At 41.7% G+C, this 26,526-nt stretch carries 19 protein-coding genes, 1 tRNA gene and 1 pseudogene; 15 read left to right on the top strand and 6 right to left on the bottom strand.

Going from position 1 to position 26,526, the window contains the following annotated elements; all coding sequences use genetic code 11:
• Nucleotides 1–78: 78 nt before the first annotated feature.
• Nucleotides 79–891 carry an undecaprenyl-diphosphate phosphatase gene (locus IPP74_11505; protein MBL0319895.1) on the top strand — a complete coding sequence of 271 codons (813 nt, stop codon included), beginning with the start codon at nucleotides 79–81 and terminating at the stop codon, nucleotides 889–891.
• Here IPP74_11505 and murJ read toward each other — a convergent pair.
• Nucleotides 815–2,407, bottom strand: coding sequence for a murein biosynthesis integral membrane protein MurJ (gene murJ / locus IPP74_11500; protein MBL0319894.1), 1,593 nt, complete (start codon nucleotides 2,405–2,407; stop codon nucleotides 815–817). The genes IPP74_11505 and murJ overlap by 77 nt on opposite strands.
• A gap of 209 nt (nucleotides 2,408–2,616) precedes the next feature.
• Here murJ and IPP74_11495 point away from each other — a divergent pair.
• Nucleotides 2,617–2,693: transfer RNA gene (locus IPP74_11495), tRNA-Arg, on the top strand.
• A gap of 223 nt (nucleotides 2,694–2,916) precedes the next feature.
• Here the strand turns inward: IPP74_11495 and IPP74_11490 are convergent.
• Nucleotides 2,917–3,681, bottom strand: a complete 765-nt coding sequence (locus tag IPP74_11490) for a hypothetical protein (protein MBL0319893.1) — start codon at nucleotides 3,679–3,681, stop codon at nucleotides 2,917–2,919.
• 110 nt (nucleotides 3,682–3,791) lie between these two features.
• On the opposite strand from IPP74_11490, the gene IPP74_11485 reads away from it, so the two are divergent.
• The 4 genes and pseudogenes from IPP74_11485 (at nucleotide 3,792) to IPP74_11470 (ending at nucleotide 12,398) form a co-directional block, all read left to right on the top strand.
• The gene (locus tag IPP74_11485) at nucleotides 3,792–6,077 is read left to right on the top strand and encodes an ankyrin repeat domain-containing protein (GenBank protein ID MBL0319892.1); all 2,286 of its coding nucleotides are present in this window, start codon (nucleotides 3,792–3,794) and stop codon (nucleotides 6,075–6,077) included.
• Between the two features lie 304 nt (nucleotides 6,078–6,381).
• Nucleotides 6,382–9,999, top strand: a complete 3,618-nt coding sequence (locus tag IPP74_11480; GenBank protein MBL0319891.1) for an ankyrin repeat domain-containing protein — start codon at nucleotides 6,382–6,384, stop codon at nucleotides 9,997–9,999.
• 100 nt (nucleotides 10,000–10,099) lie between these two features.
• Nucleotides 10,100–10,369, top strand: a pseudogene (locus tag IPP74_11475) (transposase).
• Nucleotides 10,370–10,484: 115 nt separating this feature from the next.
• The gene (locus tag IPP74_11470) at nucleotides 10,485–12,398 is read left to right on the top strand and encodes a hypothetical protein (protein ID MBL0319890.1); all 1,914 of its coding nucleotides are present in this window, start codon (nucleotides 10,485–10,487) and stop codon (nucleotides 12,396–12,398) included.
• Between the two features lie 12 nt (nucleotides 12,399–12,410).
• Here IPP74_11470 and IPP74_11465 read toward each other — a convergent pair whose 3' ends face one another.
• Complete coding sequence (locus IPP74_11465) at nucleotides 12,411–12,902, bottom strand: hypothetical protein (protein MBL0319889.1); 492 nt, start codon at nucleotides 12,900–12,902, stop codon at nucleotides 12,411–12,413.
• A gap of 180 nt (nucleotides 12,903–13,082) precedes the next feature.
• On the opposite strand from IPP74_11465, the gene IPP74_11460 reads away from it, so the two are divergent.
• Both IPP74_11460 and IPP74_11455 read left to right on the top strand, forming a co-directional pair.
• Nucleotides 13,083–14,135, top strand: coding sequence for a hypothetical protein (locus IPP74_11460; GenBank protein MBL0319888.1), 1,053 nt, complete (start codon nucleotides 13,083–13,085; stop codon nucleotides 14,133–14,135).
• A gap of 121 nt (nucleotides 14,136–14,256) precedes the next feature.
• On the top strand, nucleotides 14,257–14,523 hold the full coding sequence (locus IPP74_11455) for a hypothetical protein (protein MBL0319887.1): 267 nt from the start codon (nucleotides 14,257–14,259) through the stop codon (nucleotides 14,521–14,523).
• Nucleotides 14,524–14,652: 129 nt separating this feature from the next.
• Here the strand turns inward: IPP74_11455 and IPP74_11450 are convergent, their stop codons facing one another.
• Nucleotides 14,653–15,582: a L,D-transpeptidase family protein gene (locus IPP74_11450; GenBank protein ID MBL0319886.1), complete on the bottom strand. Its 930-nt coding sequence runs from the start codon at nucleotides 15,580–15,582 to the stop codon at nucleotides 14,653–14,655.
• Nucleotides 15,583–15,802: 220 nt separating this feature from the next.
• Here IPP74_11450 and IPP74_11445 point away from each other — a divergent pair, with 220 nt between their 5' ends.
• The 3 genes from IPP74_11445 to IPP74_11435 all read left to right on the top strand — a co-directional run bounded on the left by IPP74_11445 (nucleotide 15,803) and on the right by IPP74_11435 (nucleotide 17,446).
• Nucleotides 15,803–16,354 (top strand): DUF4402 domain-containing protein, encoded by a 552-nt coding sequence (locus IPP74_11445; GenBank protein ID MBL0319885.1) that lies wholly within the window; start codon nucleotides 15,803–15,805, stop codon nucleotides 16,352–16,354.
• A gap of 99 nt (nucleotides 16,355–16,453) precedes the next feature.
• Nucleotides 16,454–17,008, top strand: coding sequence for a DUF4402 domain-containing protein (locus tag IPP74_11440; GenBank protein ID MBL0319884.1), 555 nt, complete (start codon nucleotides 16,454–16,456; stop codon nucleotides 17,006–17,008).
• Nucleotides 17,009–17,092: 84 nt separating this feature from the next.
• Complete coding sequence (locus tag IPP74_11435) at nucleotides 17,093–17,446, top strand: DUF4402 domain-containing protein (protein ID MBL0319883.1); 354 nt, start codon at nucleotides 17,093–17,095, stop codon at nucleotides 17,444–17,446.
• 224 nt (nucleotides 17,447–17,670) lie between these two features.
• Here IPP74_11435 and IPP74_11430 read toward each other — a convergent pair whose 3' ends face one another.
• Nucleotides 17,671–18,222 carry a DUF4402 domain-containing protein gene (locus IPP74_11430; protein MBL0319882.1) on the bottom strand — a complete coding sequence of 184 codons (552 nt, stop codon included), beginning with the start codon at nucleotides 18,220–18,222 and terminating at the stop codon, nucleotides 17,671–17,673.
• 183 nt (nucleotides 18,223–18,405) lie between these two features.
• Between IPP74_11430 and IPP74_11425 the strand changes: the two genes are divergently transcribed.
• From IPP74_11425 to IPP74_11415, 3 genes are all read left to right on the top strand, one after another.
• Nucleotides 18,406–18,906: a hypothetical protein gene (locus tag IPP74_11425; GenBank protein MBL0319881.1), complete on the top strand. Its 501-nt coding sequence runs from the start codon at nucleotides 18,406–18,408 to the stop codon at nucleotides 18,904–18,906.
• Nucleotides 18,907–19,035: 129 nt separating this feature from the next.
• Nucleotides 19,036–19,953: a hypothetical protein gene (locus IPP74_11420; GenBank protein ID MBL0319880.1), complete on the top strand. Its 918-nt coding sequence runs from the start codon at nucleotides 19,036–19,038 to the stop codon at nucleotides 19,951–19,953.
• Between the two features lie 2 nt (nucleotides 19,954–19,955).
• Nucleotides 19,956–22,730 carry a hypothetical protein gene (locus IPP74_11415; GenBank protein MBL0319879.1) on the top strand — a complete coding sequence of 925 codons (2,775 nt, stop codon included), beginning with the start codon at nucleotides 19,956–19,958 and terminating at the stop codon, nucleotides 22,728–22,730.
• Between the two features lie 96 nt (nucleotides 22,731–22,826).
• On the opposite strand, the gene IPP74_11410 is transcribed toward IPP74_11415, so the two are convergent.
• Nucleotides 22,827–23,480, bottom strand: coding sequence for a hypothetical protein (locus tag IPP74_11410; GenBank protein ID MBL0319878.1), 654 nt, complete (start codon nucleotides 23,478–23,480; stop codon nucleotides 22,827–22,829).
• A 386-nt stretch (nucleotides 23,481–23,866) separates the two neighbouring features.
• Between IPP74_11410 and IPP74_11405 the strand changes: the two genes are divergently transcribed.
• Nucleotides 23,867–26,524: a filamentous hemagglutinin N-terminal domain-containing protein gene (locus tag IPP74_11405; GenBank protein MBL0319877.1), complete on the top strand. Its 2,658-nt coding sequence runs from the start codon at nucleotides 23,867–23,869 to the stop codon at nucleotides 26,522–26,524.
• Nucleotides 26,525–26,526: the final 2 nt, after the last annotated feature.

The raw sequence follows: 26,526 nt of genomic DNA, 5'->3' as shown, positions 1-26,526 counted from the left end.
AAAACGAGGCTTGTATCACTTTCCCCTTGCGTCTTTTAGGCATCGCGATAATCTCTATGGATAACAAGGGAAAAAATTATGTCGAGTATTACTGCCGGTTATGCTGTTTTGTTGGGGGTTGTTGAGGGATTGACGGAATTTATACCAGTGTCTTCAACTGGGCATTTAATTCTGGTAACAGATCTGTTAAAATTGAATAATCCTACCAGCCATGTGTTTGAAATAGCCATTCAATTGGGAGCAATCTGTGCCGTTTTATGGGCGTATATGCAAAAAATCTGGCATGTTAGCGTTTCCATTACCAAAGAATCAGCCTCACGAATGTTTGTGCGCAACCTGTTATTGGCCTTTATTCCTTCGGTTGTCTTTGGTTTGATATTTCATGATTTTATTGAAGAAAAATTATTCAATCCTACGGTGGTATCGATAAGTTTAATTATCGGTGGATTGATTATTATTTTTATCGAACGTTTAAAAATGAATCCTCTATTTTATACGGTAGAATCAGTCTCGTGGAAAAAGTCGATGGGAATTGGATTCTGCCAGGTTTTAGCAATGATCCCGGGTACGTCGCGTTCGGGGGCTACGATTATGGGCGCCCTGGTGATGGGGCTGGACCGTAAGGCTGCGACCGAGTTCTCTTTCTTTTTAGCGGTTCCTACGATGCTGGCGGCAACCACACTTGATATGTATAAAAGCCGGCACGAGCTTACCGCCGATAGTCTGGAAATGATCGGCATTGGTTTCGTAACGGCTTTTATAGCGGCGCTTTTTGTCGTTAAAGCGTTAATCCGTTTTGTCAGTACCCGGGGGTTTACACCATTTGCGTATTATCGGATTGTGCTTGGCCTGTTGATGCTTGGATTGATTTACGGGAAAACGCTGTTTTAAATTCAGACAGCACCACTCCCTTAAACAGGATCACGCTCACTAGGAAAGTGATCCCTCCAATACCGCAAAGGGTAACCAGCCCGACTTCCTTGGGAATCGTCATGTGCAGGCGCAGGTGAAAGAGTGCCATATTGGTAAGAATAAGCGATGCGACCATCAAGCCGGTAGAAAAGATAATTCGCAACGTTCTGGTTTTAAGCTGCTGGTCAAACACCAGGAAATTACGTTTATGCAGTTTCCAGGCAAGCATACCGGCATTGCACCAGGCTGAAATACTGGTTGCCAAGGCAATTCCTACATGTTTTAAAAAGGGTGTCAGCATAAGGTTGAAAACAATATTCAGCACAATGCAGATACATGCAATTTTGATGGGGCTAGAGGTGTCGTCGCGGGCAAAGAATCCAGGGGTCAATACTTTAACCATGACCATTGCTGGTAAGCCAACAGCAAAAGCAATTAATGCATGGGAGGTGTTGATGGTATCCATATGGGTAAAGGCACCGCGTTCATAAATGCCACCAATGATCCAATCGGAAATCACAAACAAGGCCGCTGCCGCTGGTAATGTTAAAAGTATGGCTAATTCGAGGCTGCGGTTTTGGATATCCTGGGTGTTTTGATGATCACCCAGGCGGATCGATTGTGCCAGCATCGGCAAAAGAGCTGTACCGACTGCCGTACCGATAATGGCCAAGGGAAATTGATGCAACCTATCGGCATAATATAAAAAGGAAACAGCGCTGGGAATGAGTGTGGCGATCAACTGATCCACGGTCACATTGATTTGTCCAACGCCAGAGCCAATAATACCAGGTATCATCCGTTTGAGCAGAAGTGAAACCTCTGGCGTGATATGTGGCCAGCGAATTTTCAGTGAAAAATTAGCCTTTTTCATGCACCAAAATAAATATGCAAACTGTACGAGTCCCGCCACAAAAATACCAATAGCCAGCGCATGGGCTGCCGTAGGAGTGAAGGGAGTGAGCACAATAATGGCAATCACCATGCACACATTAAGCAATACCGGCGCAAACGCTCCAGCTGTAAAGCGGTGCAGGCTGTTAAGAATGCCCGTAAGCAACGCTACCAGCGAGATAAACATCAGGTAAGGGAAGGTGATCCTGGTCAGCACAATGGCCAGTTCAAAGGTTTGCGGGTGCTTCATAAACCCAGGTGCCATTACCACCATAAACCAGGGCATGATCAGTTCAATAGCCAGGGTAAAAATAAGCAACACACCTAACATAAATGAAAAAATACTTTCAGCTACTTGCTGTGCCCGTTCCTTGCCGTTTCCCACCAGTTCTTTAGAAAAAAGCGGGATAAAGGCGGCATTAAATGCCCCTTCGGCAAACAGCCTCCTAAACAGGTTCGGCAGGCGGAAGGCAACCACATAGGCATCGGCTAAAAAACCGGTACCCAGGATAGCGGCCACAAACATATCACGGATAAAGCCGGCTATACGCGAAAGTAACGTGAGGCCGCCTACAGTGGTTGCATGTTTAATAATACTCATCGAGATTCCTCTTCAGATAGCACGTTATTTTAAGCCATTGAGAATAGATCCGGTAAGCCATAAAGTCGAGAAAAATTCGCGGCAAGCCAAGGCTAGGCCCCCCCCAAGCCCCTAAAATACGGGCTATAAGCATTATCATAAAAGATGTTTTAAAAAAGGCTTGATAAATGCAAGCGGTATGCTAGAATGGCCAGCCGTTTACGTCATACGCACCCGTAGCTCAATTGGATAGAGCACTTGACTACGGATCAAGAGGTTAGGAGTTCGAATCTCTTCGGGTGCGCCAACTACATCAAAGGGTTAGTTGGGTTTGCTGTGGATATTGATGCTTAGGTGTCATTTTACTAGGCTTGTTGTATATGATTGCATTGCGCTAGTTTTGGACCTTTATTGTTGGGCTCTCCTACGGCTTTCTCCACAATAAAGGCCGAGAATCACGACATATAAATGATTATAAATCAATACATTGTTTATTGCGCGCCGTACTTGGAAGGGGAGAGCGATGAGCTTTAACTCAATGCCATCTCGGCTTTCTCTAGCCTCCCAATCTGCCGTGCTTCCTTTAGTGCTGCTTTATATTCTGGATCGCTATTGATCATCATCAGCAAGGAATCGCTTCCGCTACCAGTGTTGCCGCGGTAGGAAAAATCCTTAGCTTCATCTAAGAGCGCTCCATATTGGGTAAGGGTTGTGATTATTTTTTGACGATCGGGGCTTTCCTCGTCTAGCAACTCATATAATTTGACATGAGGTTTGTGTACTGCGCGGCGAATAGCATGAGAGCGCTGTTCACCCAGGGGGGCTTCATCAAACCATAGGGTCTGGATGTACTGGTTTTTAGTAAGGTCTTCTATGAGTCCATTGAAAGCAGCGTTTGGCATTTTTACACGAGGGGAGTTGTTGCCTATCAGATTACCTCTAACATCAATTTCGCATAAATTGGTTTTAACCAGTGCTGAAAAACCATCCGCGTAGATTTGATTATTAGCCAGGTTCAGACTTTTTAATGTATGGTTATTCATGAGGTCTGGTGCCAGTTTGAGTTTCACAAACCCTGATTGAATACCGTTTCCTGCCAGGCTAAGATTCCGTAATGATGTATTTGCAGGTAACTTAGTGCTTAAATGGGTATATTCATACCCACGCATACCTAGAGACGTATTATCCAGATTAACGCTGACTGAAGAGTCTAAACTATCGCACAAGTGCTGAAATTTCACATCCAGTGGATTATTAGAAAGATCCGTTAAATCCTGGCTTATCATTTTGCTCATAAGTATTCCTTGGTAATTTGACTGTTTATGTTAATGGTATTTTAGCATTGTTGTGTAATAATTCAATAGTTAATTCTACGTTGCACTATTTTGTAAAAGGACGTAGTCGTATGCCTCTCCCTTCCTCAACACACAACGACAATGCTTTGAAGATGGTGATCCTGGTTGGATCAAAAATGCCTTCAGATCATATCAAAAGCCTAAAAGCGGCTTGTAAGCAGCTCCCAGATGGGAGTTATACCATAATTGGTAATGGACAAGACGATATTAGTGATAAGGAAGTTAAAGCACTAGAAGGAAAAATTGGTCCGCAGACCCAAATTCATATTTTGGCACACGGTTCTGTTAATGATAAAGGAGAGCATGCTTGTCTTCTGATGAGAAAGAAACAACCAACAAAGGAGATTTTTGAAAAAATTTCTGCTCTATCTCCCAGCCCTTCCCCTGAGCAGCCATCTGGATCTCAACTTAATCGCACGCAGGTTCATCTATGGAGTTGTTACGGAGGAGCTGCTGCAAAGTCTGTGGATGTGCTCAAGAATGCCGTTCTTGTCACGCATGCCAGAAGGGATACTATTTCTGTCGTATTGGTAAGCGTGGATGGAATGATCGGATATATTAACAGGAAGAAAGATGCAGTGCCTCTATTGACGGAATTCTATCACAATGCAACCATTGCTCCCGAAACGCAGACATTAGTGCTAAGAGACCCTGCAATAACCATTAACTGCTATCCTCCTTCAACTCCTATTGTATCGAAAGAGGCCGCCGCTAAGCATTTATCAAATCTACGAGATGACTTGATTGTAGCCTACTCGAATTCTTTACAGGAATCATCACCGGACGTCAATATTAAGGATGAAATAGCTAATATCCAACGTATAAACCTTTCCGATACCGTTCTTCAAAAATATATAGAAGGATCAAATTACAGTAATTTGATGGCAAGAATGAGTTCTCCCGATTTTACCGACAAGACTAGTTTAAAAGATTATGAATCATTGCTACCTTACTTTAATAGCAAAGGTAATTTTGTATTATGTAAGACTCTACTTGAGCACGGTGCGGATCCGAATGTTCGATCAGAAGATGGTATGCCTCTATTACATCAAGCTATCCATGATGAGAGACAAATGAATCTCTTGCTACTTCATGGAGCAGACCCATCTGTTACTATGAATGGTCTAACCGCTTATGATATGGCTAAGCAAGAAGATAGTCGAGCATGCTCTGCTATTTTAGAGAGATTCAAGGAAAATAAAGTGTATTGGGCAGCAGAGAATAAAATTGAAATTGATATATCTCAGCATTTAGCTACAAATACGAATCTTAATGCACGTTATGGAGAGGAGCAGAAAACGTTACTCCATTTGTATGCAGAACAAGGAAATGTAAAGAATATAGAGGTGCTTTTAGAAAGGGGAGCGGATGCTGGAATACAAGACGGCGAAGGGAAGGCAGCCCTTCATTTAGCCGCCGAAAGCGGTCATCTTGGGGCTGTACAATTATTAGTAGAGGGTAGAGATGTAAACCAGATTGATGGACAAGGTTTATCGCCTTTATATTTTGCGGCAAGCAATGGTCATAAGGATATAGTAAGATATCTAATCGTTGAAGGAGCAGACATGAGGAGCGGATTTGAAGAACAAAACCTTATGCACTTATCTGTAAGAAATAATTTACCATATAGTTTCAGTTGTTGTTTAAAGGAAGGGTCGTTTATTGATGAGCGTGATTATTACGGTCAAACACCCTTACATATTGCTGTTGAGGAAGGAAATTTAAAGTGCATACAATATTCTGCATCAAAGGGAGAAAATTTGGATATGACCGATAGTGATGGACGTACACTACTTCATACCGCCGTAATTTGTTCTAAAGAACATATAGCAAAGTATTTAATAAAAAAGGCGAAACTTGATGTAAATTCTAAAGACAATAATAACAATACTCCATTGCATTATGCAGTTGTTTATAATAATGATTATATAATGCGTAATTTGATGGATCATCCACAAATAAACCTCAATGTCAAAGACGAGCTTGGGAATACACCATTACATATCGCTGTCAGTTACGGCAACACAGAATTAGTTACCAAATTACTGGAAAAAGGTGCAGATCCAACCCTCACCAATAACGATAATAAGACTCCAATGAGCCTAGCTGAAGCCTTAAAGCAGAAATCTCTGGTAGAAGTGCTGAAAAACTCTTCAGCATCACACTTGCAACATAATGCACTTAGTCTTGATTTTGAGGGTCTTGATTTGATATCAGGCTATGAAGTAGAACCTCCCGCAAAAGCAAGCATAGAACCAACCAACCGCCTTAAACCTATAAAAAAGTTGCCTTTTACAGAGCAAACTAAGAATAAAGATAAACCTATCGGGCGTTAATCATTATTCTACGGTCTGTTCTAAAATGAAGTGCAACACCTTATGATGTTTGCTGTCAAAACAGATAATCAAAAAGATGTTGCGTATGAAAAGATATAACCATTTAAGTTATGATGAAAGAGTAACGATATCTCAGCTGAAGCAATCGGCCATCCAGTGTGCACCGTTTATCGGGAGCTAAAGAGCAATGAGTCTCCGCTGGCTCAGTATACGAAAAGAAAAAATCTGGAAGTTTAAAAAAACTTTAATTCAATAATCATCTATAGTACAAATTTTAATTGAAAACAGGCCCAGGACAACACACATGGATCAATATTATCAAAATGCGATTGAAGAAGCTCTTAAATCAAATAATATGCAGGAATTTAGAGGAATATTATTAAGTCAACGTCCGAAATTTATTAGCAAGGAAGCGGATTATTATCATGATAAAAGCATCCTGAATTTAGTCATGGAATATAGGAATGATGATGCGCTTAGGTTACTACTTGATATGGGCGTCTCAGCAGATAACAAAGGGCTATGCATTTTATCGTTAGCAGCCGAATTTGCCTCAGGTGAGACCATTAAAAAGCTGATAGAAACAAATCCCGTTCAATTAAAGAACGGTACATGGTATATTTCGCCAATGGCAAGCGCTATTGTAAAATCGAATGTTTCAGCAGCAACCGTTTTGCTGGATGAAATGACAAAGGAAAAAAAGCCAAAACTTCCTCCCCAACAAATTTTGGATCTTAAGTATGCGTTCATACGAAAATGTATCAGGGAGAAGGAGCCTGATAAACTTTCACAGGCCATTTCAGCTTTTCCTGAAGCGCTTCACGAGGAAAAGGATGTTTCTAACTCTGACAACACAAGCCTATTGGATGTTGCTTGCACAGAAAAATCTGAGGATGCACTAATCCAGCTTATCCAAGCAGGGCAAAAGTTCAATAACGACTCAGCAAGCTTGCCACTTATGTATAGGGCGGCGGAGTTCGCAGGCTATGGAGCTATGAAGCTTGTTATAGGGCTTGGTGGAGATATGAATGCCCAAGTGGGCGAAAGCAAAGAAACAGCGCTCGAAATTTCACTGCAACATAATAATTTTCCTGCGGCAATCGCACTTTTAGAGCATGGCGCAGAACGCTCCCACCGAGTAGATCAATATGCGCAACGATTATGCTTTGAAGCCATTAAAATGCCAAATAATGAGGTGCTTAAGACGTTGATCGATGCATATCCACACATCATTCATAAGGTTGGACCGGCGGCACGTACAAAAAGCCTTATCCTGAAGGCATGTAAAGTTAAAAATGATGCGGCCATTCGTATCCTACTCAATGAGGGAGAAACATTCCATATTAAGCCAAAAAAAAAGCATCATCATGAAAAAACGCCGCTGCAATATGCTGTTACATTTGCATCAAGGGATACGATTGAACTATTTATCCATAAGGGAGCTGTTTTTAAAAATATGGATACCCCCAAAAGATCACTTGTTTCTTATGCATTGCGCGCGAAAAATCTTGAAGTTGTGACATTACTCTTAAAAAAAGGGGCCACTATCAATCTAAAGCAACTATCGGTTTACAATCAAGCAATGGGATTAGATTTTATCTATAAAAAAGACTACGAAAAGCTTGAAACCTTATTATCAAATAATCCAGGCATTTTCAAACATGACCGTGGTGGCTGGCAATCTAACCGCAATCGATTTCTGTATTGTGCAATCCAGAATAAGGATGAAAAGGCATTACGAATACTCGTAGAGTATGGAGCAAATGTTGAAGAAAACATAGAATACATTCTTCCCTGCAGATTACCCTTTCAAGCAACGAGTGATAGTATATTTTTATTAATAGCCCCTTTTGCCAGTGCAAAGATGATCGAGTATCTTATTTCAAAAGGAGCCATTATAAGTGCATTTACTCAGATATTCACTGATGCACCTTATTTTCCCATAGAGATAACCAGTTTACCTCTTTATCGTGCACTTCAAAATGGAAACTTCGACGCAGCAGAGTTGTTGATGAAGCATGATGACAGGATCAAACATTTGAGAGATTTTGGAGGAAAACTTGGCAGTACATCATTAATGGAACGCATTTTAAGTTTGAATTTTCCATACGAGGATAAGGCAGGAATCATTTCATATATCGAGTCTCAAACCTCTCTCAAGAAAATTATACATTTAAACGATGGGCAATTTGATGGTTTGGCGAACCGCTTCATCCATTCATTTCAGTCTAATCATCATATAGGCTCAACCATCAAATGGCTTCACAAAATGGGAGCTAATATTGAACATAATTATGGATATAACGATATTAAAAGTTGTAATCCAGCGTATTATGGAAATATTCCCAATACACCACTGCGTCATGCCTTCCTAACGTGTAATTTCGAGGCCTTCTGTGCGTTAAAGGAACTAGGTGCTACTATAGACACTGCGTTCCTTCGTCGGCTAGCACCCTCAGCGCGTCTCAATGGCATTGACTGCCATAATTTTTTTGCGAAGTATGTGGCAAGCGATTTCGTAAACTCTCTTGATTATGAAGCACTAGAACTCGCTATTTTTCAAAGAGATCGCGAAGAATGTAACAAACTGATTCGAGGCGGCGCACGTATTGATTATCGCGACGGTAACGGGAACACTCTGTTGCATCGTGTGATAAAGCAAAATAGTAGTGTTAGCGATATGGACGCTATTCTTGATTTAATTCTTGAATTAGGTGCAGATATCAATAAACAGTCGAATGCTGGAAACTCAGCCTTGCATTTGGCTATATGCTTCGGCACCCCAAAACTTGTGACTTTCCTACTCCTAAGAAGGGCCGCTGTTAACATTAAGAATAATAAAGGTAATACCCCACTGCATTTGGCTGTGTTGAAAAACAGCATACCTAAAATCGACACGCTCTTTCAAAACGGAGCAGATGTTAGGATACCAAATAACAAAAGAAGAACTCCGCTTGTTCTTGCCTACAGCAAACACAATCCGAAAGAGAAGGCAAAAAAATACCTTGAAAATTTAATCAATGATGCCAACCATTGTGATAAACGGGGCCAAAATAAACTCCATCATTTAGTTGTAGATAATGAAAGTCTTGAGTGTGTCCGCGAATGGATTAAAAAAGGACTGGATATTTCAAAACGAGATCAATTCGGATATACACCACTTCATCTTGCTGTCTTACACCAAAGAGAAAAAGTCGCTGGGGAGCTGCTTAAACATAATGCCTCTTGCGATGCTAAAGATGTATGTGGTGCCACAGCTTTGCACCATGCTGCAATATTAGGCAATGTTAAGCTTGTTAATCTGCTAATGGATCACGGATCTTTTATTAATGCTACTGATGAATCTGGCTTTACGCCACTCGATTATGCTATCAGAGGTGGAGACGCTGAGAAGTGCATCGCAGTTGAAAAAATCCTTCTAGAAAGAGGAGGTGTTTACGGCAATGAGGAGGCGATTAAAGATAAGCTCTTGGAAATGCAACGAGCGAATGATGAAAAATACGCTCCACTCCGGGATCAATATGCTATGGATTCGATGGTCTGTAATTTCATGAATCTCAATTTCTACCATTCGGAAGTCCCACATATCAAACGTAGTTCGACTTTGGATGTTATCAATCACCTACTGGGCACTCATTTTAACCGCGAGGATCTTGAAAATATAAAACATATCCGTGAAGAGATAATCGATTCCATCAAGGTCAAATATGCTCACATTGAAGACGATCTCGAAAAATGTCATGCCTTTATTAAGGAAGCCACCAGCAGCAATGGCTTGAATCGTTTCATTGTTGCGCAACGGATAAAATATTTTGAAAAAAAAGCGTTATCTACCCACAAAACCGAGGTCTTTAAAATGCCGCCGATCGAGCCTGGAAAAAGTCCTTCCCAGCAGGAATTAGCTTACCCAAGGTTGAGGTAGCATACCGTATCCTAAAAGCAGCAGTTAGACCACAGTGAGAGAGTCTGAAGTGTTGAATATGCGCATTATTATTCCATTCTTTGTCGATGGCGTACCCCTCCATTTTATAGCAGACAAAGGCTACGATTCCGAAGCAATCCGAGCGCAAGCCAAAGAGGCGGGGATGAATCCTATTATTCCACGAAAATCCAATAGCAAAAAGCCAAACCCAGAGTTTGACTCGTATCTATACAAGCTCCGCCATTTAGTAGAAAATCTTTTTGCCAGACTGAAACACTTTAGAAGCATTGCAACACGATTTGAAAAATTGGCTCGAGATTTCAAAGCTATGCTCTTTCTAGCCTGTACATTCATTTGGATATCAAATTGAGGACACGCCCTAGTAAATTTAAATTTTATCGTGTCGTAATTGGTTATAATATTGTTAATAAATATAATATATGCTTTTGTGTGTAGCTGTTTGTTATTTTTTTTATTAATTACTTATGAAAAAAACAGTATTTGAATCAGTAAATGAACTAAACACTGAGAAAGCTCCTGAGTCTGCAAAGGGGGTACTTAGTTATTTTTCTTTCGTATCGAGTCTATTTAGACGTGCAGAGGTTAAGCCAGATATAGTGCCATTTGATTTTGCTTCCCATTTAGATACAAGTTTTAAGGAGCAATTATCTGCATTAGACCCAAAGTCAAATAAACGGCTGCTTCATATATTAAATAATGGGTTTGAAAAAGATACATATCAACGGGTTGACGAGGTATTAACCAAACGTATCGGCGACAATCTAGATCGGTTCCTAGCTCAGAACCCTGATGGAAATATAAAAGCATATTTGATGGAATCAATTCAAAATGCAGCTCTTTCATTATGTTGGGCAGAAGCCATAGGCGGAAACCAACCCAACGTGTTGCACCATGCATTTCAAGTAATAAAAAGAAATGAGGGGTTTGATGGACCACTTAAGGAATTAAATAGGTTACTGTCATTATCACCAAGTGATCCGCAAATGGATCGCATTGTGAATGTGTGTGAATCACTAGATCGAATGGCACAAAGATCACCTAATCTTATTAAAAAAGCTATTCAGACCTACCCATTTCTTAAAGATATACATACTGAAATGAAGTCAGCAACCATGGATCTGGATTCTGAGATTGAGTCTTCAGCCAAAATGGAAAAATTAAAACATTATCGATATTCTGAACCCAAATTAGGTGGAGCACAATTAGGGCTTGTTGTTAAAAGAAAAAAACAGTCCCATGATTTGCCTGATCTTCCTAAATATGATTATCAATGGATGCTAAAACGCCAAGAACCTGTATTGAGTGTTTTTGAGAGGGTCGCAACGGCGATTGGAAGAAATGTTTTTGGAAATATGATTCCTAAAACAAGGCTCGTTACCAACGAGAATCATTCTGAAATCTTTATAGCATCACGTTTTATTGCTGACTTTCAAACGTTAGCAGATGCTAATCAAGGCATGAAAAGGTCGAATGAAGACATATATACCCAGACGCCAGGGATAAAAAAATTGATAGCATTTGCTCTGTTGATATCCAATCCAGATTTACATGATGAGAATTTGGGACTAAGTGGTAAAGAGGGAAGCAGAAAGGCGGCTCAAGTTGATATGGGGTCGGCATTTGATTTTAGGGCAGGGTACAGCGCGCATACTTCTGAGATGGCAGACTTAAAAAAAGGGAATCCTGTAAAGCCGATTGATATATTAAGATATCTACAAGAAAGTGACTATAATATTCATTCCCATCTGTTTTTGAATAGAGAATTTGTTGCAGCTCTTGATGATATAGCGGAATCATTCAAAGAAAATTCAAAACCAAGACAATATACTGAAAGGGCCATACGTAGCGCTGTAAAAGAAGCGCAGGATATAATCGGTGATTTTCCAGATAAATCAATTAATAAATTAAATAAAGAAATAAAAAAAGCGCTGCCTGAAGCCACAATTAATAATCTAGATAGTCAATTAATCCAGACATTATCTGAAAGAGCAAAAATGATAGAAACACTTTCTGTTGATATCCAGGTTCAGCTTTGTGTGCTTGAAAACAATGAGCGGTCGCTTCATAAATTGTTGCAATCGCATCCTGAGGCGCTGAATCGGCCGGTTCAATGGTTATCCGAGCAAAACGGTGCTGCTATGCCACCCCCTTCGACAGTTTTAGAATATGCCAGAAGCCATCATTGTTCTAAGTCAATGATCGGCATGATCGAGCATTTTGTTCCAGAAAGCGAATTGCCATTAGTGGGTGAAAGCCATATACCGGTCAATTTAAAAATCGATCCTACCAAAATTCCAAGTTGGTCAGAGAAAACATCGCCTAAGGAAAAAATAAGCAAGGCCGAAGTAAGAAATAAGAATAGTGGGAGACACTTGTAAATCAAATGCCTCTCAGCGCTGATGGGATGGCTCCTTTTTCTCACGATTAGCATGGTGATTAGCTGCTGAGGACGATAGTTCTTGGGGGCTTGTCGTTTTGCCATTTCGCCAATCATTGATATGTTTTAATAATACGTTGGCAAAGGCTCTTTTTTCATATTTGGAGGCATGGTCTGGATTGCTAATTTGGTCATTTAATCGTCGATCATGAATGCCAAGCGAAACCAGAAAACTTGTTTTAACATGACCCATGGCTAATTTATTAATATTTGTGAATCCTTCTACGACCTCAGGGAAGCTTCCATAATAGGTATTAACCAAGCGAATGAAATTTTTCTGCGTTAATCTTTTTACAATTTCCAAGCATACTTGCTTAGAATTGCTATCAGTTGATTGATTCCAAAGATTATCTAAAAATTGCTCAATTCTCCGGTGAAAACAGCTTTCAACCAAATCTATTTGAGAATCTGATAATGTGAAGGTTCGTTCTTTTTCTTTGCTCATGTCAATCCCAGTTTAAAACTATTGTTTATTATAGCAATTTTATAATAAATATCAATCATTTCAATGTGTTATTGTTTTAAACAATCCTTTTCTGAATTCCAAGAAAATCTATGATCCTCTGAGATTCGCTCACTATCTCCTTCAATCTCGCCTTTTTATGCAGTACAATTGCTTAACGCTATCAAGGAGAAAGACGTGACACAAGACATCCATACTCTCAATTCCATTGCGGATAACAACAGGCTTTTGACCATTTCACAGGTGGTGACGGTGATTGCATTGCTTGGGGTGCTTAACTTTGGGTTGTTGCCGGCGCTTCTTTCTGGATTATTGATCTACCACCTGGTTTGTGTGGCCACGCCATTGCTTAGCAGAATTGGGATTGTGCCGGCGATTGGGAAAATGTTGACGCTTGGTGTGATAGCCATTTTGGTGACAACGGCGATCATATTTGGGATAATCGGTGTCTCTTCTTTTTTAAGTGGAGAATCGGGAGGATTTATTGCCATGCTCCAAAAAATGGCCGATGTCGTTGATACCGCTAAAGCCCATTTTCCTGAATGGGCACAGGATTATATGCCCACCAATGTAGTTGATATGCAAATTGCCATCTCCGAATGGTTACGTGAATATGCGTTACAGTTAAGCAAAGTCGGACGAAGCATCGGCGTATCTATTGCTTATATTCTGACTGGACTTGTTATCGGTGGTATGATTGCTTATACTACCCGTCACAAGGCAGTGAAGGCCAAGCCATTGACTCATTTATTGGCACAAAGGGCAAATCTTCTTCATCATTCTTTCGGTCGTATTGTCTTTTCGCAGATAAAAATATCGGCGATTAACACGGCGTTAACGGCACTCTTTTTGGTTGTTATTTTGCCCATTTTTAGCACCGCGCTTCCGTTTACCAAAACGATGATTGCGGTAACCTTTACCGTTGGTCTGCTGCCGGTGATTGGCAATCTTATTTCCAATACGGTGATTGTGCTCATCAGCCTCAGCGCATCACCAGCAACGGCCGTTGGGTCCTTAGCATTCCTGGTTGTGATTCACAAATTAGAATATTTCCTTAATGCCCATATTATCGGTACTAAAATATCGGCCCAGGCGTGGGAACTTCTCCTTGCTATGTTGGTAATGGAAGCGGCATTTGGGGTTCCAGGGATTATTGCGGCTCCTATTTATTATGCTTATCTTAAGGACGAGCTTGCATCACGTAATCTCATTTAGAAATCAAAAATTTGATTGCGATCAAACCTAAATACTAAAATATATGATCTAATTAAACAGGGTGCTTTCGAGTGAATCATGGGGGTTTGTCGACCGCCTTATCTATGAAGGAGAAAAATTCATGAAACAATATCTTATAGCTACGATAATCGTTCTTGCCACAACAGCCGGTTGTGCTGAGCTTAGCAAGGAAGACCGTGCGATGCTTAGTTCTACCAATCAAGCCGCGCAGGATGCCAAAAAGCAATCAGCCCAGGCTGCCATAGAAGCTCATAATGCTGCTGAAGAAGCGCGTATGGCTCGTGCAGATGCGGATAGGGCTGCAGAAGCGGCTCAAAAAGCCAGCGAAAAATCGGACCGTATCTTCCGTCAAGGTCAGAATAAATAAGCTCTAAGTTACTCATACTTCATACGATGATGAGTGTAAATAACAACGCCGCCTCAAACCATTTATGTTTGGGCGGCGTTTTTTTTGTGGCCCCTGTCTTTTGGTGATGTTCGATGATATTGGGATTATTTATTGGGGATGATATAGGGCTTGGGCATTCCTTTTTCCTATGGCTACAGGTATGCCATTGTGCCGAGCTATTGCTTCCTCAACTTGAGGCCAGCTGATGTCTGTATCGCCTTCGAGTTGTTTTACAGCAGCATAAATTGTCGGTGAATTGTTGGCTGAGTGAGGCTTACGATATTCGGCAATTTTATCGCCTTGGGTTTGTGTTGGTGTGACTTGTAAATATAAAGTGCCATTTTCCCATCCCAGCTTATAAGGAGTATCTATGATGGTGATGGGCGTACCTACCTTAACAGCCTTGAATAAGATTTCAATATCTTCTGGATAAAGGCGAATACAGCCATGGCTGGAGCGTTTACCAATACCATTGGGGCGGTTGGTCCCGTGAATAGCAAAACGGTTCCATCCAAGTGAAAGGGCGTATTGACCCATTGGGTTATCCGGTCCAGGTGGAACGATTTCGGGTAAATCAGGATTTTCATCACGGATTGATTGTGGTGGAATCCAGCTAGGGTTACTACGTTTATTGGTAATGGTGGTAACGCCAGTAGGGGTTTGCCAGCCATCGCGGCCGATACCAACTGGAAAAGTCATAACGGTATGGTCATCACTAAAATAGAATAACCTGAGTTCTGATAAATTCAGTACGATACCTTGCCGTTGCTCTGGCAGGATATGGGACGTGGTGAGTGAGAGAATAGTACCTGGTTTGGGAATCCAGGGATCGACTCCTGGATTAGCAACGAGGAGCTCGACGATACCAAGGTCAAAACGCCGGGCAATTGCATAGAGATTATCTTCTTTTTTCACAACGTAATGGTCGACATTGCCAATAACATCGCTTTCAACCGGATAGGTAGACGCATGGCTTGTGCTACCTAAAAACAGGAAATAATTAAAGCAAATAAAAAATAAATATGAGCGTATAACCATATTTCTATTTTATCATTTTATGTAATAACTGGTTTGATTGTAGTCAATTGTGGGTTTAAATAAATGGATTTCAATCAATGGGGCCACACAATTTCAAACAAAATAGAAAAACTCAATTTCATTGGCTTTTTATTAACTTTATTTTATTATACTGTTTAAATGTTGCTATTTAATACAAAATAGCAAAATAATATTGTTATCTGATTTAAAGGAGATGAAAATGCAATTATTAAAATCAAGCTTTTTAAGCAGCGCATGCGGTCTAGCTATGTTATCTTTCGTGGCTACTGCACATGCGGCAAGTATCACAACAGACGCTAACGTTAATATCGTTATTCCAGTATCCATCACTCAAGTAGCCGAAATGGATTTTGGTATCGTGGCTCGACCTAGCGGTGTGACTTCAAGTGTCGTATCACTCGGAACCAATGGTAGCAGGTCAATATCTGGCGGTACTGGAGCACTCGTTAGCGGTGGAACTCCCGCTGCAGCCAGTTATAATGTGTTTGGTACAAATACTTATCTCGTTGATATTAGCGTGAGCAACCTTTCACAACCTGGCACTGGCCTGACACTCAGTAACTTTATCGGTAAATTTAATGCCGGTTCTGATATTAATATTGATGTGGGTGACGGTGGACAGGCTACTTTGACTGCTTTGTCAGAAACCACGGGAGATCTCTTAAAAGTTGGCGCTGACTTGACTGTTGCGAACACCGCAACAGCTGGTGCGCATGTAGGGACTTTCGACCTTATCATTAATTATAACTAAACTGTAGGCCATTTATCAGGGAAAGGTTTTTACCTTCCCCTGATAGCCCTACTGCCAAAAATGCACTGAAATATCAATTCAAATAACGAGAGATGAAAAATGAACATTAAAACAAGACCTATCCTTTCTGCACTATTTTATGGTTATGCACTACTCTGCTGTGCACCGGAAGTGTACGCAGCTTCAATCGTCACCAACGTTGCGATCGATGTTTTATCGCCCATTAGCATAACCCAAACAACAGCTATGAATTTGGGTCGCGTTATGCGCCCCACAGGCGGAACCCCCAGCGCAGTTACCTTATCAACAGCCGGGGTAAGGAGCATTTCAGGTGGAAATGGAGCACTGGTATCAGGAGGCACCATCAATGCTGCAAGCTATAAAATATTTGGCTCAAGCACCTATCTGGTCAATCTTAGCGTGACATCCATAACAAATCCAGGAACTGGCTTAACATTAAGTAACTTCTTTGGAAAATTCAACGCCGGAAGTGACACGAATATTGATTCAGGCGCCGGCGGTCAAGCAACGCTGACAACATTGGCTGAAAGTACAGGGGATGTTTTAAGTGTGGGAGCTAAATTGACGTTAACTAGCTCGTCCATTGCGGGATCATATACAGGTAACTACACACTTAATGTTGACTACCCTTAATACGATATCGCACTCATAAATTATTAATAATATCGTGATATCATTTAATATAAATAATTATAAATAACGAACAATGGAAAACGAATGTTGCCCCGAGTAAGCTATTCTGTACTTAAAGTGATTGCGGTGTCCGGCTTGTTTTTATACACAAACGATGTTGGGGCAACTAACTTTACCGGAACGGGTGCTATTAATATAGCAGAACCGATTGTTTTAGCCAAAAATTCTGACCTTTCTTTTGGAAAAATATTACGCTCTAACACAAACTCCTGTATCGTAACGATTGATACTCTCAGTTCGCGCAGTATCTCAGCAACAAACTGTAGTTTATTGGGATCTACTTTTAATGCAGCGAATTATTCTTTCGTTGGTGCTGCCGGATTTCTGCTCAATATGAACATTAGCCCTATTTCTCCCCTGGATCAACTATCGCTTTAAGTAACTTTACGGTAAGATTTGCAGGTATTCAAGAATACGCATTGGGAACACCTTCTAATGGTATCATACTGTCGTTTCTTACGTCATCTGGTACGTTTTCTATTGGTGCGCGAGCAACCGTACCTAATAATGTTTCTGGTTTAAAAACGGGATCTTATACTTTAAATGTAAATTATTATTAACCACGCAGATGAAGATGCGCTAGCCGCATATTTCATGAAACATTATTGATAATTGATACTAATCGTATATGTAATTGCGTAGAAGCCTGCAACAACATTAGAACTCACTGTCACTCCTCCTCCAATATAATAGTTGCCGCTAACGATACCTGTTCCACCTACAGAATTATGCGTAAGCGAAGCAGAACTAGTGCATACAGGCAAGGCACCCGATGTTTCACTGCGGATCATGAAGTCAGCACAGACCCAAGAAAGCCCGGTAGGCGTTGCATTTGGTGTAATAGAAAAAGACAATAGTGCGCCATCATAAGCATTAACAGCTAATACCCCAACTCGGAAAGGATCAGAAATCGGTATCGTTCCACCATTTCCTGATCCTAGAATTTGCTTATTTCCGGTTACCGCATCTATAGTGATGCGATTGGAACCCGTGGTTGGCCTGATGATACTACCAAAATGAATGGGCTGCGTCTCAGAGATAGTGATAGGAGGGTATAGAACCACATTCCCATGTAGTACTGCAGAAACTGCATACGCTTCAGAATGAAGTTGGCTCACACAGAGAGCCAAGCATACGAAAAAACCCTTCTTCATAAAACACTCATGTCATATTAATTTAAATTTAACATTATATTTTAAAAGTAAATTTTTTATAAATATAATCACTTAAAAAATTATATATATTTTTAAATCACATTGCTTATTAGAAGCGAATAAATTAATCATTCAATAATGAATTCAATTTAATATACAATTATCAATATGGAGTGACGTGTTATGAAGATTGCAATCTCAATTATTTTTATCTTTGTATTGTTGTTATCCAATAACGCCTGGGCTACGCTCGCCTTTAATTCAGCGCTTCAAACAGAAATTAATTTTGGCGCAGCACTCCTCCCAACTTCTGGTACGACACAGATTGTCGTTACTCCCAACGGCACCCTGGGAGGCGGAACAACGGCAACGATGATATCGAGCCAGAGCGGTACCGTTACCAATGGAAGCATCTATATCTACCGCACCGCCGCCACCGCTAGCACCCTCATGCAAATTAGTTTTACGAATAATGGGAATGTGCCAGGGCTTACCCTATCTAATTTTACTGGCGTTTGGCGTGGTGTATCGTTCACAAACACAGGGACCAACCTCGTTATTCCCAGCACCAATTCGACCGGAGCAGCCAATCAATTAGTATGGGGCGCAACTCTAACCATAGCCAGCACCGCAGTTTCTGGACCACGAAGTCCTAATTACACGCTTGAAGCGCTTTATCAATAATACCTGACAACGATGATTGCACCATACCATCCGTTAATCTTAATATCCAAATAAAGTCATGAATAATTAATCATCTGCTAAAGAAATTATGAAATTATAATAATACCTTGAATGAACACGGAGACTTAAATGTTTAGCCATACGTATAAAACACCCTTCTTGTTGGCCCTGATCACTGCAATATCCGTAGCGCAATTCAGTATGGCCGAACCGGTAACGGATCAAGCCACACCGACAGTAGGTATTATTCCAAACGCTTCTGAGGCAGAAGCTGGAAAAGGTAGCTTATTATTGACTCCCGGGCGCATTGTGCTGGAAGGCAAGGAACGCACAGCTGAAATCACGTTAGCGAATAATGGATCTGGCCCTGCTGATTTTAGAATTAGCTTAGAAAACAAAAGAATGAAGGAAGATGGCTCAATCCTGCCAGCAGGTGAAACGCAAGAAGGTGATATGTTCGCTGATCAAATGATCCGTTTTGCTCCCAAGAAAGTACGGCTTGAACCAGGCAAGAGCCAAACTATTCTAGTTTCAGTAAGAAAACCCCGAGATTTGCCAGACGGTGAGTATCGAACCCATATGAAATTCATGCTTATTCCTGAGCACAAACCAGAAACAGAGGGCGGACCTGTAGATGATGATAAAAACGTCAGCATTTCCATTCAAGCCAATATCGGTATCACTATTCCTATTATTGTACGCCAAGGAAAACTGGACGCAACGGTTACGATGGACAAGCTTGCCTTAGGTCACGATGAAAGTGGTAAACCGACTATAGAGTTTTCTCTTAACCGGACAGGAGGCGCGTCTACTTATGGTGATCTCGCCATTCAGTATGTCAATAAATCAGGGAAAACGGTTTTATTAAGAAAATTGTCCGGTGCTGCTGTCTATACCCCCATCACCATCCGTACATTTAAATTTCCCCTGGATCTTCCTAATAATTTAAAGCTCTCTGACATGACAGCTTTAAAAGTTTCTTTTGTTACACATGCCAACAATGATGAATTAGGCGATGTGTTAGCATCACAACAAATCAAGTTATAGCTATGCCTCAACGCTCCATATCACTTTTGGTTATTTCTTGTCTTATCAGCTCTTCATGGCCTGCTTTTGGGTATGAAGAAACCGATAAGAATAAGAATGAAGCGGTAGAGACAAATAATTTTTCTGAAGATGACCTTTTAATTTTGTTTATTACACTCGATGGAACACCGATTAAACAAATGATTGACGCTTATCAGAGAGGCCCTGATTTCATGATCCCTTTGGGTGCCCTTGCCGAAGCATTAGATTTTCCTATTAAAGTAAATGCCAAAGAAGGAAAGGCCGAAGGTTGGTTTATCAAAGAGGATAAAACACTTCTCTTAGATATAAACGCTTCCCAAATAACGGTAGCAGGCCACAGATTTCCTCTACAAAAAGCAGATACGATTACGAAAGAAGATGAAATCTATATTGATTCCAAGAAATTGGATGAATGGCTAGGTATCCCGGCGGAGGTGAAACTCTCAGACGTGATGCTTGATCTCAAACCTAAAGAAAAATTACCGCTGCAATTAAAAATGCAGCGTATTTTGAAAGCAAACAATGAGCGTGCCCGCCCATCGGCGGAACAAGTTTTTGATCGCTTGCCAGAACCCTATAAACCCTATGATGTTCCCTTCATAGACCTGAATCTATCCGGTCAATACGCTAAAACAGCGACACCAGAATTCAGCCATAATTATTCTATTTTATCGCAAGGGGACTTAGCGTATATGACTTCCCGGTTTTTCGTTGCCGGTGACGAAAAAAAAACTCCCTCTGCTGTTAATTTTAATCTCAGCAAAGTCGATTTAGACGGGAACATGTTAGGTTTTATGAAAGCAAAACAAGTCTCCGTTGGTGATATTAACGCAGTTAATCACCATCTTGTAAGCTCATCCACTGAAGGAGTGGGATTTCAAATATCTAATATCGAACCGCAACGTAGTTTCCAGTTTGATACTAAAGATTTTATCGGGCAAATCCAGCCTGGATGGGATGTAGAACTTTATAGGAATGACCAGTTAATTGATCTCCAAACGAGTGGTCCTGATGGGCGTTATGAATTTAGAAATGTCGAGCTTGTTTTTGGTACCAATGATTTCCGCTTGCTCTTTTACGGACCCCAAGGTGAGATACGCGAAGAGCGATCAAGCTATACTATAGATGAAACGATTATCGCCAAAGGCAGCTTTGATTACGATCTATCTGTTGATAAAAAATCACAGTCCCTTTTTAATATCAATGAACGTGGGCAGACTCTCACTCATGATAATAGTGTTCGCTCTGTTTTTTCAGGAGCGTATGGATTAACGGAAAACATTACGGGAACATTCGGGTTTGCCCAATTGCCGATCGACAATACAACCAATGTAAGTAATTATCTTACCACGGGGATGCGTACCAGCTTAGGAGGATGGCTTACGAATGCCACGGCAGCATGGGATGCCGAGAACCATGGCTATGCCGCCGACCTGACAACCCATACCAGTATTAAGAATGTTAATATTCGTGCCGGACACAAGATCACTGATAATTATCTCAGTGAAACAGAAAGAGATCGTGACCTTAAATCCAGTTCCGACCTATTGTTGACGGGCACTTTAAATCCGAAAAGCTCTCACGCTGTGCAATATTCGCTTAACGGACGATACAACAGGTATGATGAGCGTAATGAATTACGGTTATCGAATCGGCTTTCCACCCTCTATTCGGGTTTATTATTTAGCCATAATATTGAATATGACAAAATCGACAAGAGTGACCTTACGTTTGGAGAAGCTAGCGTCCGAGGGATTTATAATCGTTATGTTATCCGGTCTGCCGCAAACTATGACCTCAAACCAGAAAAGAGATTCAAAGAACTTTCTCTAGGCCTCGACCGCAACCTCAATAATGATCTTATTATGCAATCTTCCATCCACAAACAGTTTGTTGATGAAAAAGCAACGTCATTTGATGGATCACTCACGAGAATATTTGACCATTATCGACTCTCAACCTCTTTTCAGGTAGATGATCAGGGAGGGGTAGGAGTAGGTGTGAGTCTATCGCTAGGGATAGGACGCGATCCACGCTCCAATAAATGGAATTTCTCAGGACGCCCTTTTGCCTCAACCGGAGCGGTGTCTGCTGCGGCCTACTTGGATAATAACTATAACAGCACATACGATGCCGGTGATGAATGGCTGGAAGATGTCGATTTTGATATACGTGGCAGGGCTAAATCTGTTTCAGATTCAGAGTCAGGTTCTAAAAATAAATTTGTTACGGAACTACCCCCTGGCAGAATTACCAATGCCGCCATTAATTCTTCATCACTGCCCGACCCTTATCTCGTGCCCACCAAGACTGGGTATGGGGTTTTACCGCGTCCGGGACATGTGACTATCCTTGATTATCCTGTCATTGCAACCGGCGAAATTGAGGGCACAATTTATAAGGAGAAGGATGGCGGAATATTAAAAGAGCTTGGCGGTGTTGAGATCGAACTACTCGATACGGAAGGCAAGCTTGCTTACGAAACGGTGTCCGATTTTGATGGAGCTTATTTATTCAGTAAAGTAAAACCTGGAACCTACCGGTTGAGCATAAAACAAGAGTATCTTTCGCTGAAGAAATTAACATTCAGTGCTATAGATGATATCCAACTAACCAGAGAAAAAGATAGCATAACAGGAATTGATATCCATCTCGTTCCAGAGGCTGTTGCAAAAGAGGTGTCAGCAACGGTTGACAATAATAATATAGTTTACCACCAGGCTGTGCCCACAGATGAAGGACCCCTTACACAATAAATAGGCTTTAACAGCTGCAAGACGGGCTGAAGCTTCCATCATATCCACCATACCCCACCATACGACCATTACCGCCACGTGAGAACAGGCTGAACACTAGGCGTGAACGGTAGTTTTACCGGTTTTAGTAAGCCTGAAATAGACATAAATCAATCCACTGATGGTTGCGGCAAATAAACACCAGACGGATACCAGGTTTTTATAGTAAAAATGAAATGCGATGGCAAAGGATAGAAGATTAGCTACACCAATCCATTGGATATTGCGTTGGCTGGAGACGAAAAAACACATACAGGTACAGATTAAATAGGCAATCAATACCTCATTGCCTACTGTAAGGGGGGAGTCATAAAGGACAGAATGGCTGGACACGCTGGATGTGATATTAAATTCTATGCTACTCTTGAGAGTATAAAGAGCAAAGCATCCACCCATGAGTATAAACGCGGCCATGATGTGTTTTCTCTTTGTTTCGGTTTCAATGTTCCACAGGCTGAACGCAGGCCATATTGGCCAGATCATACCGGCAAAAACCACATAAATATGTGTTAACCAAACGTGTTGCGTGCGTGATCCACCATATAACAACACTAACCATAATAAGCCTTCAATAAATTGCTGTGCCGCGAATAAAAGCGGCATCATCGCTAATGGCAATTCGTCTTTCGTGGTTGCCTTTTTTAAGGCTAGAACGCCAATTCCGGTTAGAAAAATACTTGAGGCAAAACTTATTTCTGGGGAAAAACACATGTATGGGCGCTCCAAAATAGTGGGTTACTCGTGAGCGGCCTCATTGATTTTCCTTGGGTTTCCGCCAAGGAGAGGGGCATCCCGTTTTGAATATAGACGATAGGTGTTCTTTTGCCTAATGGTTCTTTATTGGCATCTAGAATTCCTGTCTTCGTCAATGGGACACCCGAAAAAAGACTTTAGAGATCGATCGCCGATGGCAGGAATTCACGGGCAGAGATGTAATTCATGAAGAAGGAAAACAGACATTCGCTAACTTACATACAAAAATGCGCCAATCTCCCTTTTAACTTTCGGTTGAAAATAATCCCTTTGTTTCCAACTTTATACCATGGTATACAATTTCCCCTCTGTGGGAAATAGCCATTAATTCACATTCGGTGTTTATGAGAAAATTGGGACAAGAATTGCTAAGAAAATTACATCATTCTCTTGTATTGCTGCTGTCTGCGCTACTGGTTCTGCAGCCGATGTTAGCCCCCATCGTCTACGCACAAACGGTGATTACGCCAGACACCGCCGCGCCCATAGCCAATCAACCCGCGGTTGCAGAATCTCTTAATCACACACCGGTGGAAAACATTGCCACACCTAATGGAGGCGGAGTTTCTCACAATAAGATTGGGGAACTACAAGTTGGTAACGAGGGGTTGATTGTTAATAATTCAGCCAGTTCAGGAATATCAACGATTGGTAGCATTGTGGTTGGCAATGGCAACCTTACTTCCGGTAATGAAGCACGCATTATTATTAATGAAGTAACCGGAACGAATCCATCTTCCTTGCAAGGCCCAACGGAAATATTTGGCAGAGAAGCCGAGTATGTCGTAGCTAACCCCAACGGCATCAGCTGCAATGGCTGTGGGTTTCTCAAAACGCCTAAAGTCACGTTAACGACCGGAGTGCCCCATATGGATGGCGCAGGCAATATAGACCATATCACCGTTGATAAAGGGACTGTTTTAATCGAAGGCAATGGAGCTGATGCCAGCCAGACCGATTCCTTTGATATCATCGCCCGTGCTACACACATTCACGCTGCTATTTATGGCGGTAATACAGTGCGCGTCACAACGGGCCGCAACCAGGTCAATTATCAAACGGGTGTGGCCACTCCACTTGCTGCTACGCAACAATCCGAAGCAAGCAAGCCCACCATTGCGATTGATGCATCTGCTTTGGGTGGTATGTATGCAGGAAAGATTTATCTTAAAAGCACCGAAGCAGGCGTTGGTGTTAATAATGGCGGCATCTTGCAAGCCAGTAACGGTAATTTAGAAATCACCGCCGATGGTGAACTTGTGCAGGCCGGCACTGCTTCTGCTACTGCAGAAGTGAAGCTTACCTCAACAGCCAGCAAAGTGACCCATACCGGCAGAACCTCTGCTGGTGGTTCTGTAACCGTGAATGCACATAGTGATGCAACATTAGGTGGTCAATATATCTATGCTGGTGATCAGATTAATCTCACTGCCGGCGATCAACTCACCTTAGATGGCTCAGGCGCTGATTCAGGCTTTGCGTTTCTAAAAGCTACCAGCATAACAGGCAATGCAGCCGATATTAACGTAATGCGTGTACTCACAAGTGGTACTGAACAATCCATTTCGATGACAGCTGCCAGCCTCGATATAAGCGATAGCGATATACTGGCGAACTCGGTGGTGTTTATTTCCACTGGAGCAACCACTATCACGACCAGTCAGATTGTGGCTAATGACGGATTGTCCTTAACTAATGGCAGTTTCAGCGCCACGAACAGCACCTTACTAGCCGACACCCTCTTGCAAAACGTAAGCGGCAATTGGTTAAATGATACATCGATTATATCGATGCTGGGTGACTTGTCTTTAACAGTCGGTGGAACCTTTACCAATCAAGGAGAGCTCTCTTCGGCAACGCATATCGATATAAGCGCACACGATTTAAACAACTCCGCAACCGGTGTCGTCGCTTCCAACGGTGATGCGTTACTCGGTGCTACCCATAACCTGACAAACCAGGGTGTACTCTATACGCACGGCAATATGAACATAGAAGTTGGAAATCACCTCCTCAATGACCAGGGTTACATCCTGGCAGAAACGGGCAGTTTATGGATAGGCGGTTTAAACAATACCCGCATGGTCTTATTAGAAAACCAAAGCGGTTTAATTCAATCGGGTGGTTTAATGACCTTAGTCGCAGACACTCTCAGCAACCACCGCGTCGGGAATCCTTCCTTTATTGAGGATGCAGGCGATATCGAGTATTTTGATATCCGCTTAGGCCATGGCAATGACGATATGCTGGCACATACCGGCAGTGATAATCAATGGCTGATTTTTAATGCTGATCCGTATTTAGACGGCATTAAATTCATGGTCGATAATAACTCTACCTGGCAGGCCGATCCCAACCTTCCTCCAGGTGTAGCACGTCAGGTCATTACAGAAACAGAAGATTTTACCGAGCGGGCGGGCCAAATTATTTCTCAGGGCAACCTGGTAGTAGACGCCTCTACACTCAACCAGCAGGTCAGTTACATCAGCGCCAGCGGCGATGTTGATTTAGGCAATACTACTGTCACCAATACCGGGATGGATATCAACAGTATCTTGCGCTATACCTGCATGACTTCCGGCTGTTTACCGCATATCTATAATCCCGTCATCAATGAATATGACCTGGTTGGCTCGATCGCTCCACTTGAAACGTTTGACCTCGTCTATCAATCCGGCCATGTCGCCAGCACCATTGAAGCCGGTGGCACATTAACGTTGGGTGGTAATTTGGTGAATAACCAGACATCGCTTCCAATAAGCGGCGTATTAATTACCCCACGTATCGATCAATCTTCGGTGGTTTCCCCTGGAGTGAATGTCAGCGTAGGTGGTTTATTTGGAGTAGCATCTGATCCTAACTCGCCCTACTTGATCACCACCCAAATACCAAACATTAATCAAAATGGCTATGTGGGTTCCAGTTACTTATTAGATCAACTCGGTTATCAGCTTGACCACACCATCTTATTATTAGGCGATCCTTTTACGAAACGCAATTAATT

This window comes from Alphaproteobacteria bacterium (assembly GCA_016722515.1).
Classification (GTDB): domain Bacteria; phylum Pseudomonadota; class Alphaproteobacteria; order Rickettsiales; family JADKJE01; genus JADKJE01.
The sequence above is the reverse complement of the archived record's forward strand: the minus strand, read 5'-3'. Positions and strand labels throughout refer to the sequence as shown.

Bases quoted from the DNA above. Each gene is read 5' to 3' on its own strand.
- IPP74_11505 (MBL0319895.1), top strand. From the start codon at position 79: ATGTCGAGTATTACTGCCGGTTATGCTGTTTTGTTGGGGGTTGTTGAG.
- murJ (MBL0319894.1), bottom strand. From the start codon at position 2,407: ATGAGTATTATTAAACATGCAACCACTGTAGGCGGCCTCACGTTACTT.
- IPP74_11490 (MBL0319893.1), bottom strand. From the start codon at position 3,681: ATGAGCAAAATGATAAGCCAGGATTTAACGGATCTTTCTAATAATCCA.
- IPP74_11485 (MBL0319892.1), top strand. From the start codon at position 3,792: ATGCCTCTCCCTTCCTCAACACACAACGACAATGCTTTGAAGATGGTG.
- IPP74_11480 (MBL0319891.1), top strand. From the start codon at position 6,382: ATGGATCAATATTATCAAAATGCGATTGAAGAAGCTCTTAAATCAAAT.
- IPP74_11470 (MBL0319890.1), top strand. From the start codon at position 10,485: ATGAAAAAAACAGTATTTGAATCAGTAAATGAACTAAACACTGAGAAA.
- IPP74_11465 (MBL0319889.1), bottom strand. From the start codon at position 12,902: ATGAGCAAAGAAAAAGAACGAACCTTCACATTATCAGATTCTCAAATA.
- IPP74_11455 (MBL0319887.1), top strand. From the start codon at position 14,257: ATGAAACAATATCTTATAGCTACGATAATCGTTCTTGCCACAACAGCC.
- IPP74_11450 (MBL0319886.1), bottom strand. From the start codon at position 15,582: ATGGTTATACGCTCATATTTATTTTTTATTTGCTTTAATTATTTCCTG.
- IPP74_11445 (MBL0319885.1), top strand. From the start codon at position 15,803: ATGCAATTATTAAAATCAAGCTTTTTAAGCAGCGCATGCGGTCTAGCT.
- IPP74_11440 (MBL0319884.1), top strand. From the start codon at position 16,454: ATGAACATTAAAACAAGACCTATCCTTTCTGCACTATTTTATGGTTAT.
- IPP74_11435 (MBL0319883.1), top strand. From the start codon at position 17,093: ATGTTGCCCCGAGTAAGCTATTCTGTACTTAAAGTGATTGCGGTGTCC.
- IPP74_11430 (MBL0319882.1), bottom strand. From the start codon at position 18,222: ATGAAGAAGGGTTTTTTCGTATGCTTGGCTCTCTGTGTGAGCCAACTT.
- IPP74_11425 (MBL0319881.1), top strand. From the start codon at position 18,406: ATGAAGATTGCAATCTCAATTATTTTTATCTTTGTATTGTTGTTATCC.
- IPP74_11420 (MBL0319880.1), top strand. From the start codon at position 19,036: ATGTTTAGCCATACGTATAAAACACCCTTCTTGTTGGCCCTGATCACT.
- IPP74_11415 (MBL0319879.1), top strand. From the start codon at position 19,956: ATGCCTCAACGCTCCATATCACTTTTGGTTATTTCTTGTCTTATCAGC.
- IPP74_11410 (MBL0319878.1), bottom strand. From the start codon at position 23,480: ATGTGTTTTTCCCCAGAAATAAGTTTTGCCTCAAGTATTTTTCTAACC.
- IPP74_11405 (MBL0319877.1), top strand. From the start codon at position 23,867: ATGAGAAAATTGGGACAAGAATTGCTAAGAAAATTACATCATTCTCTT.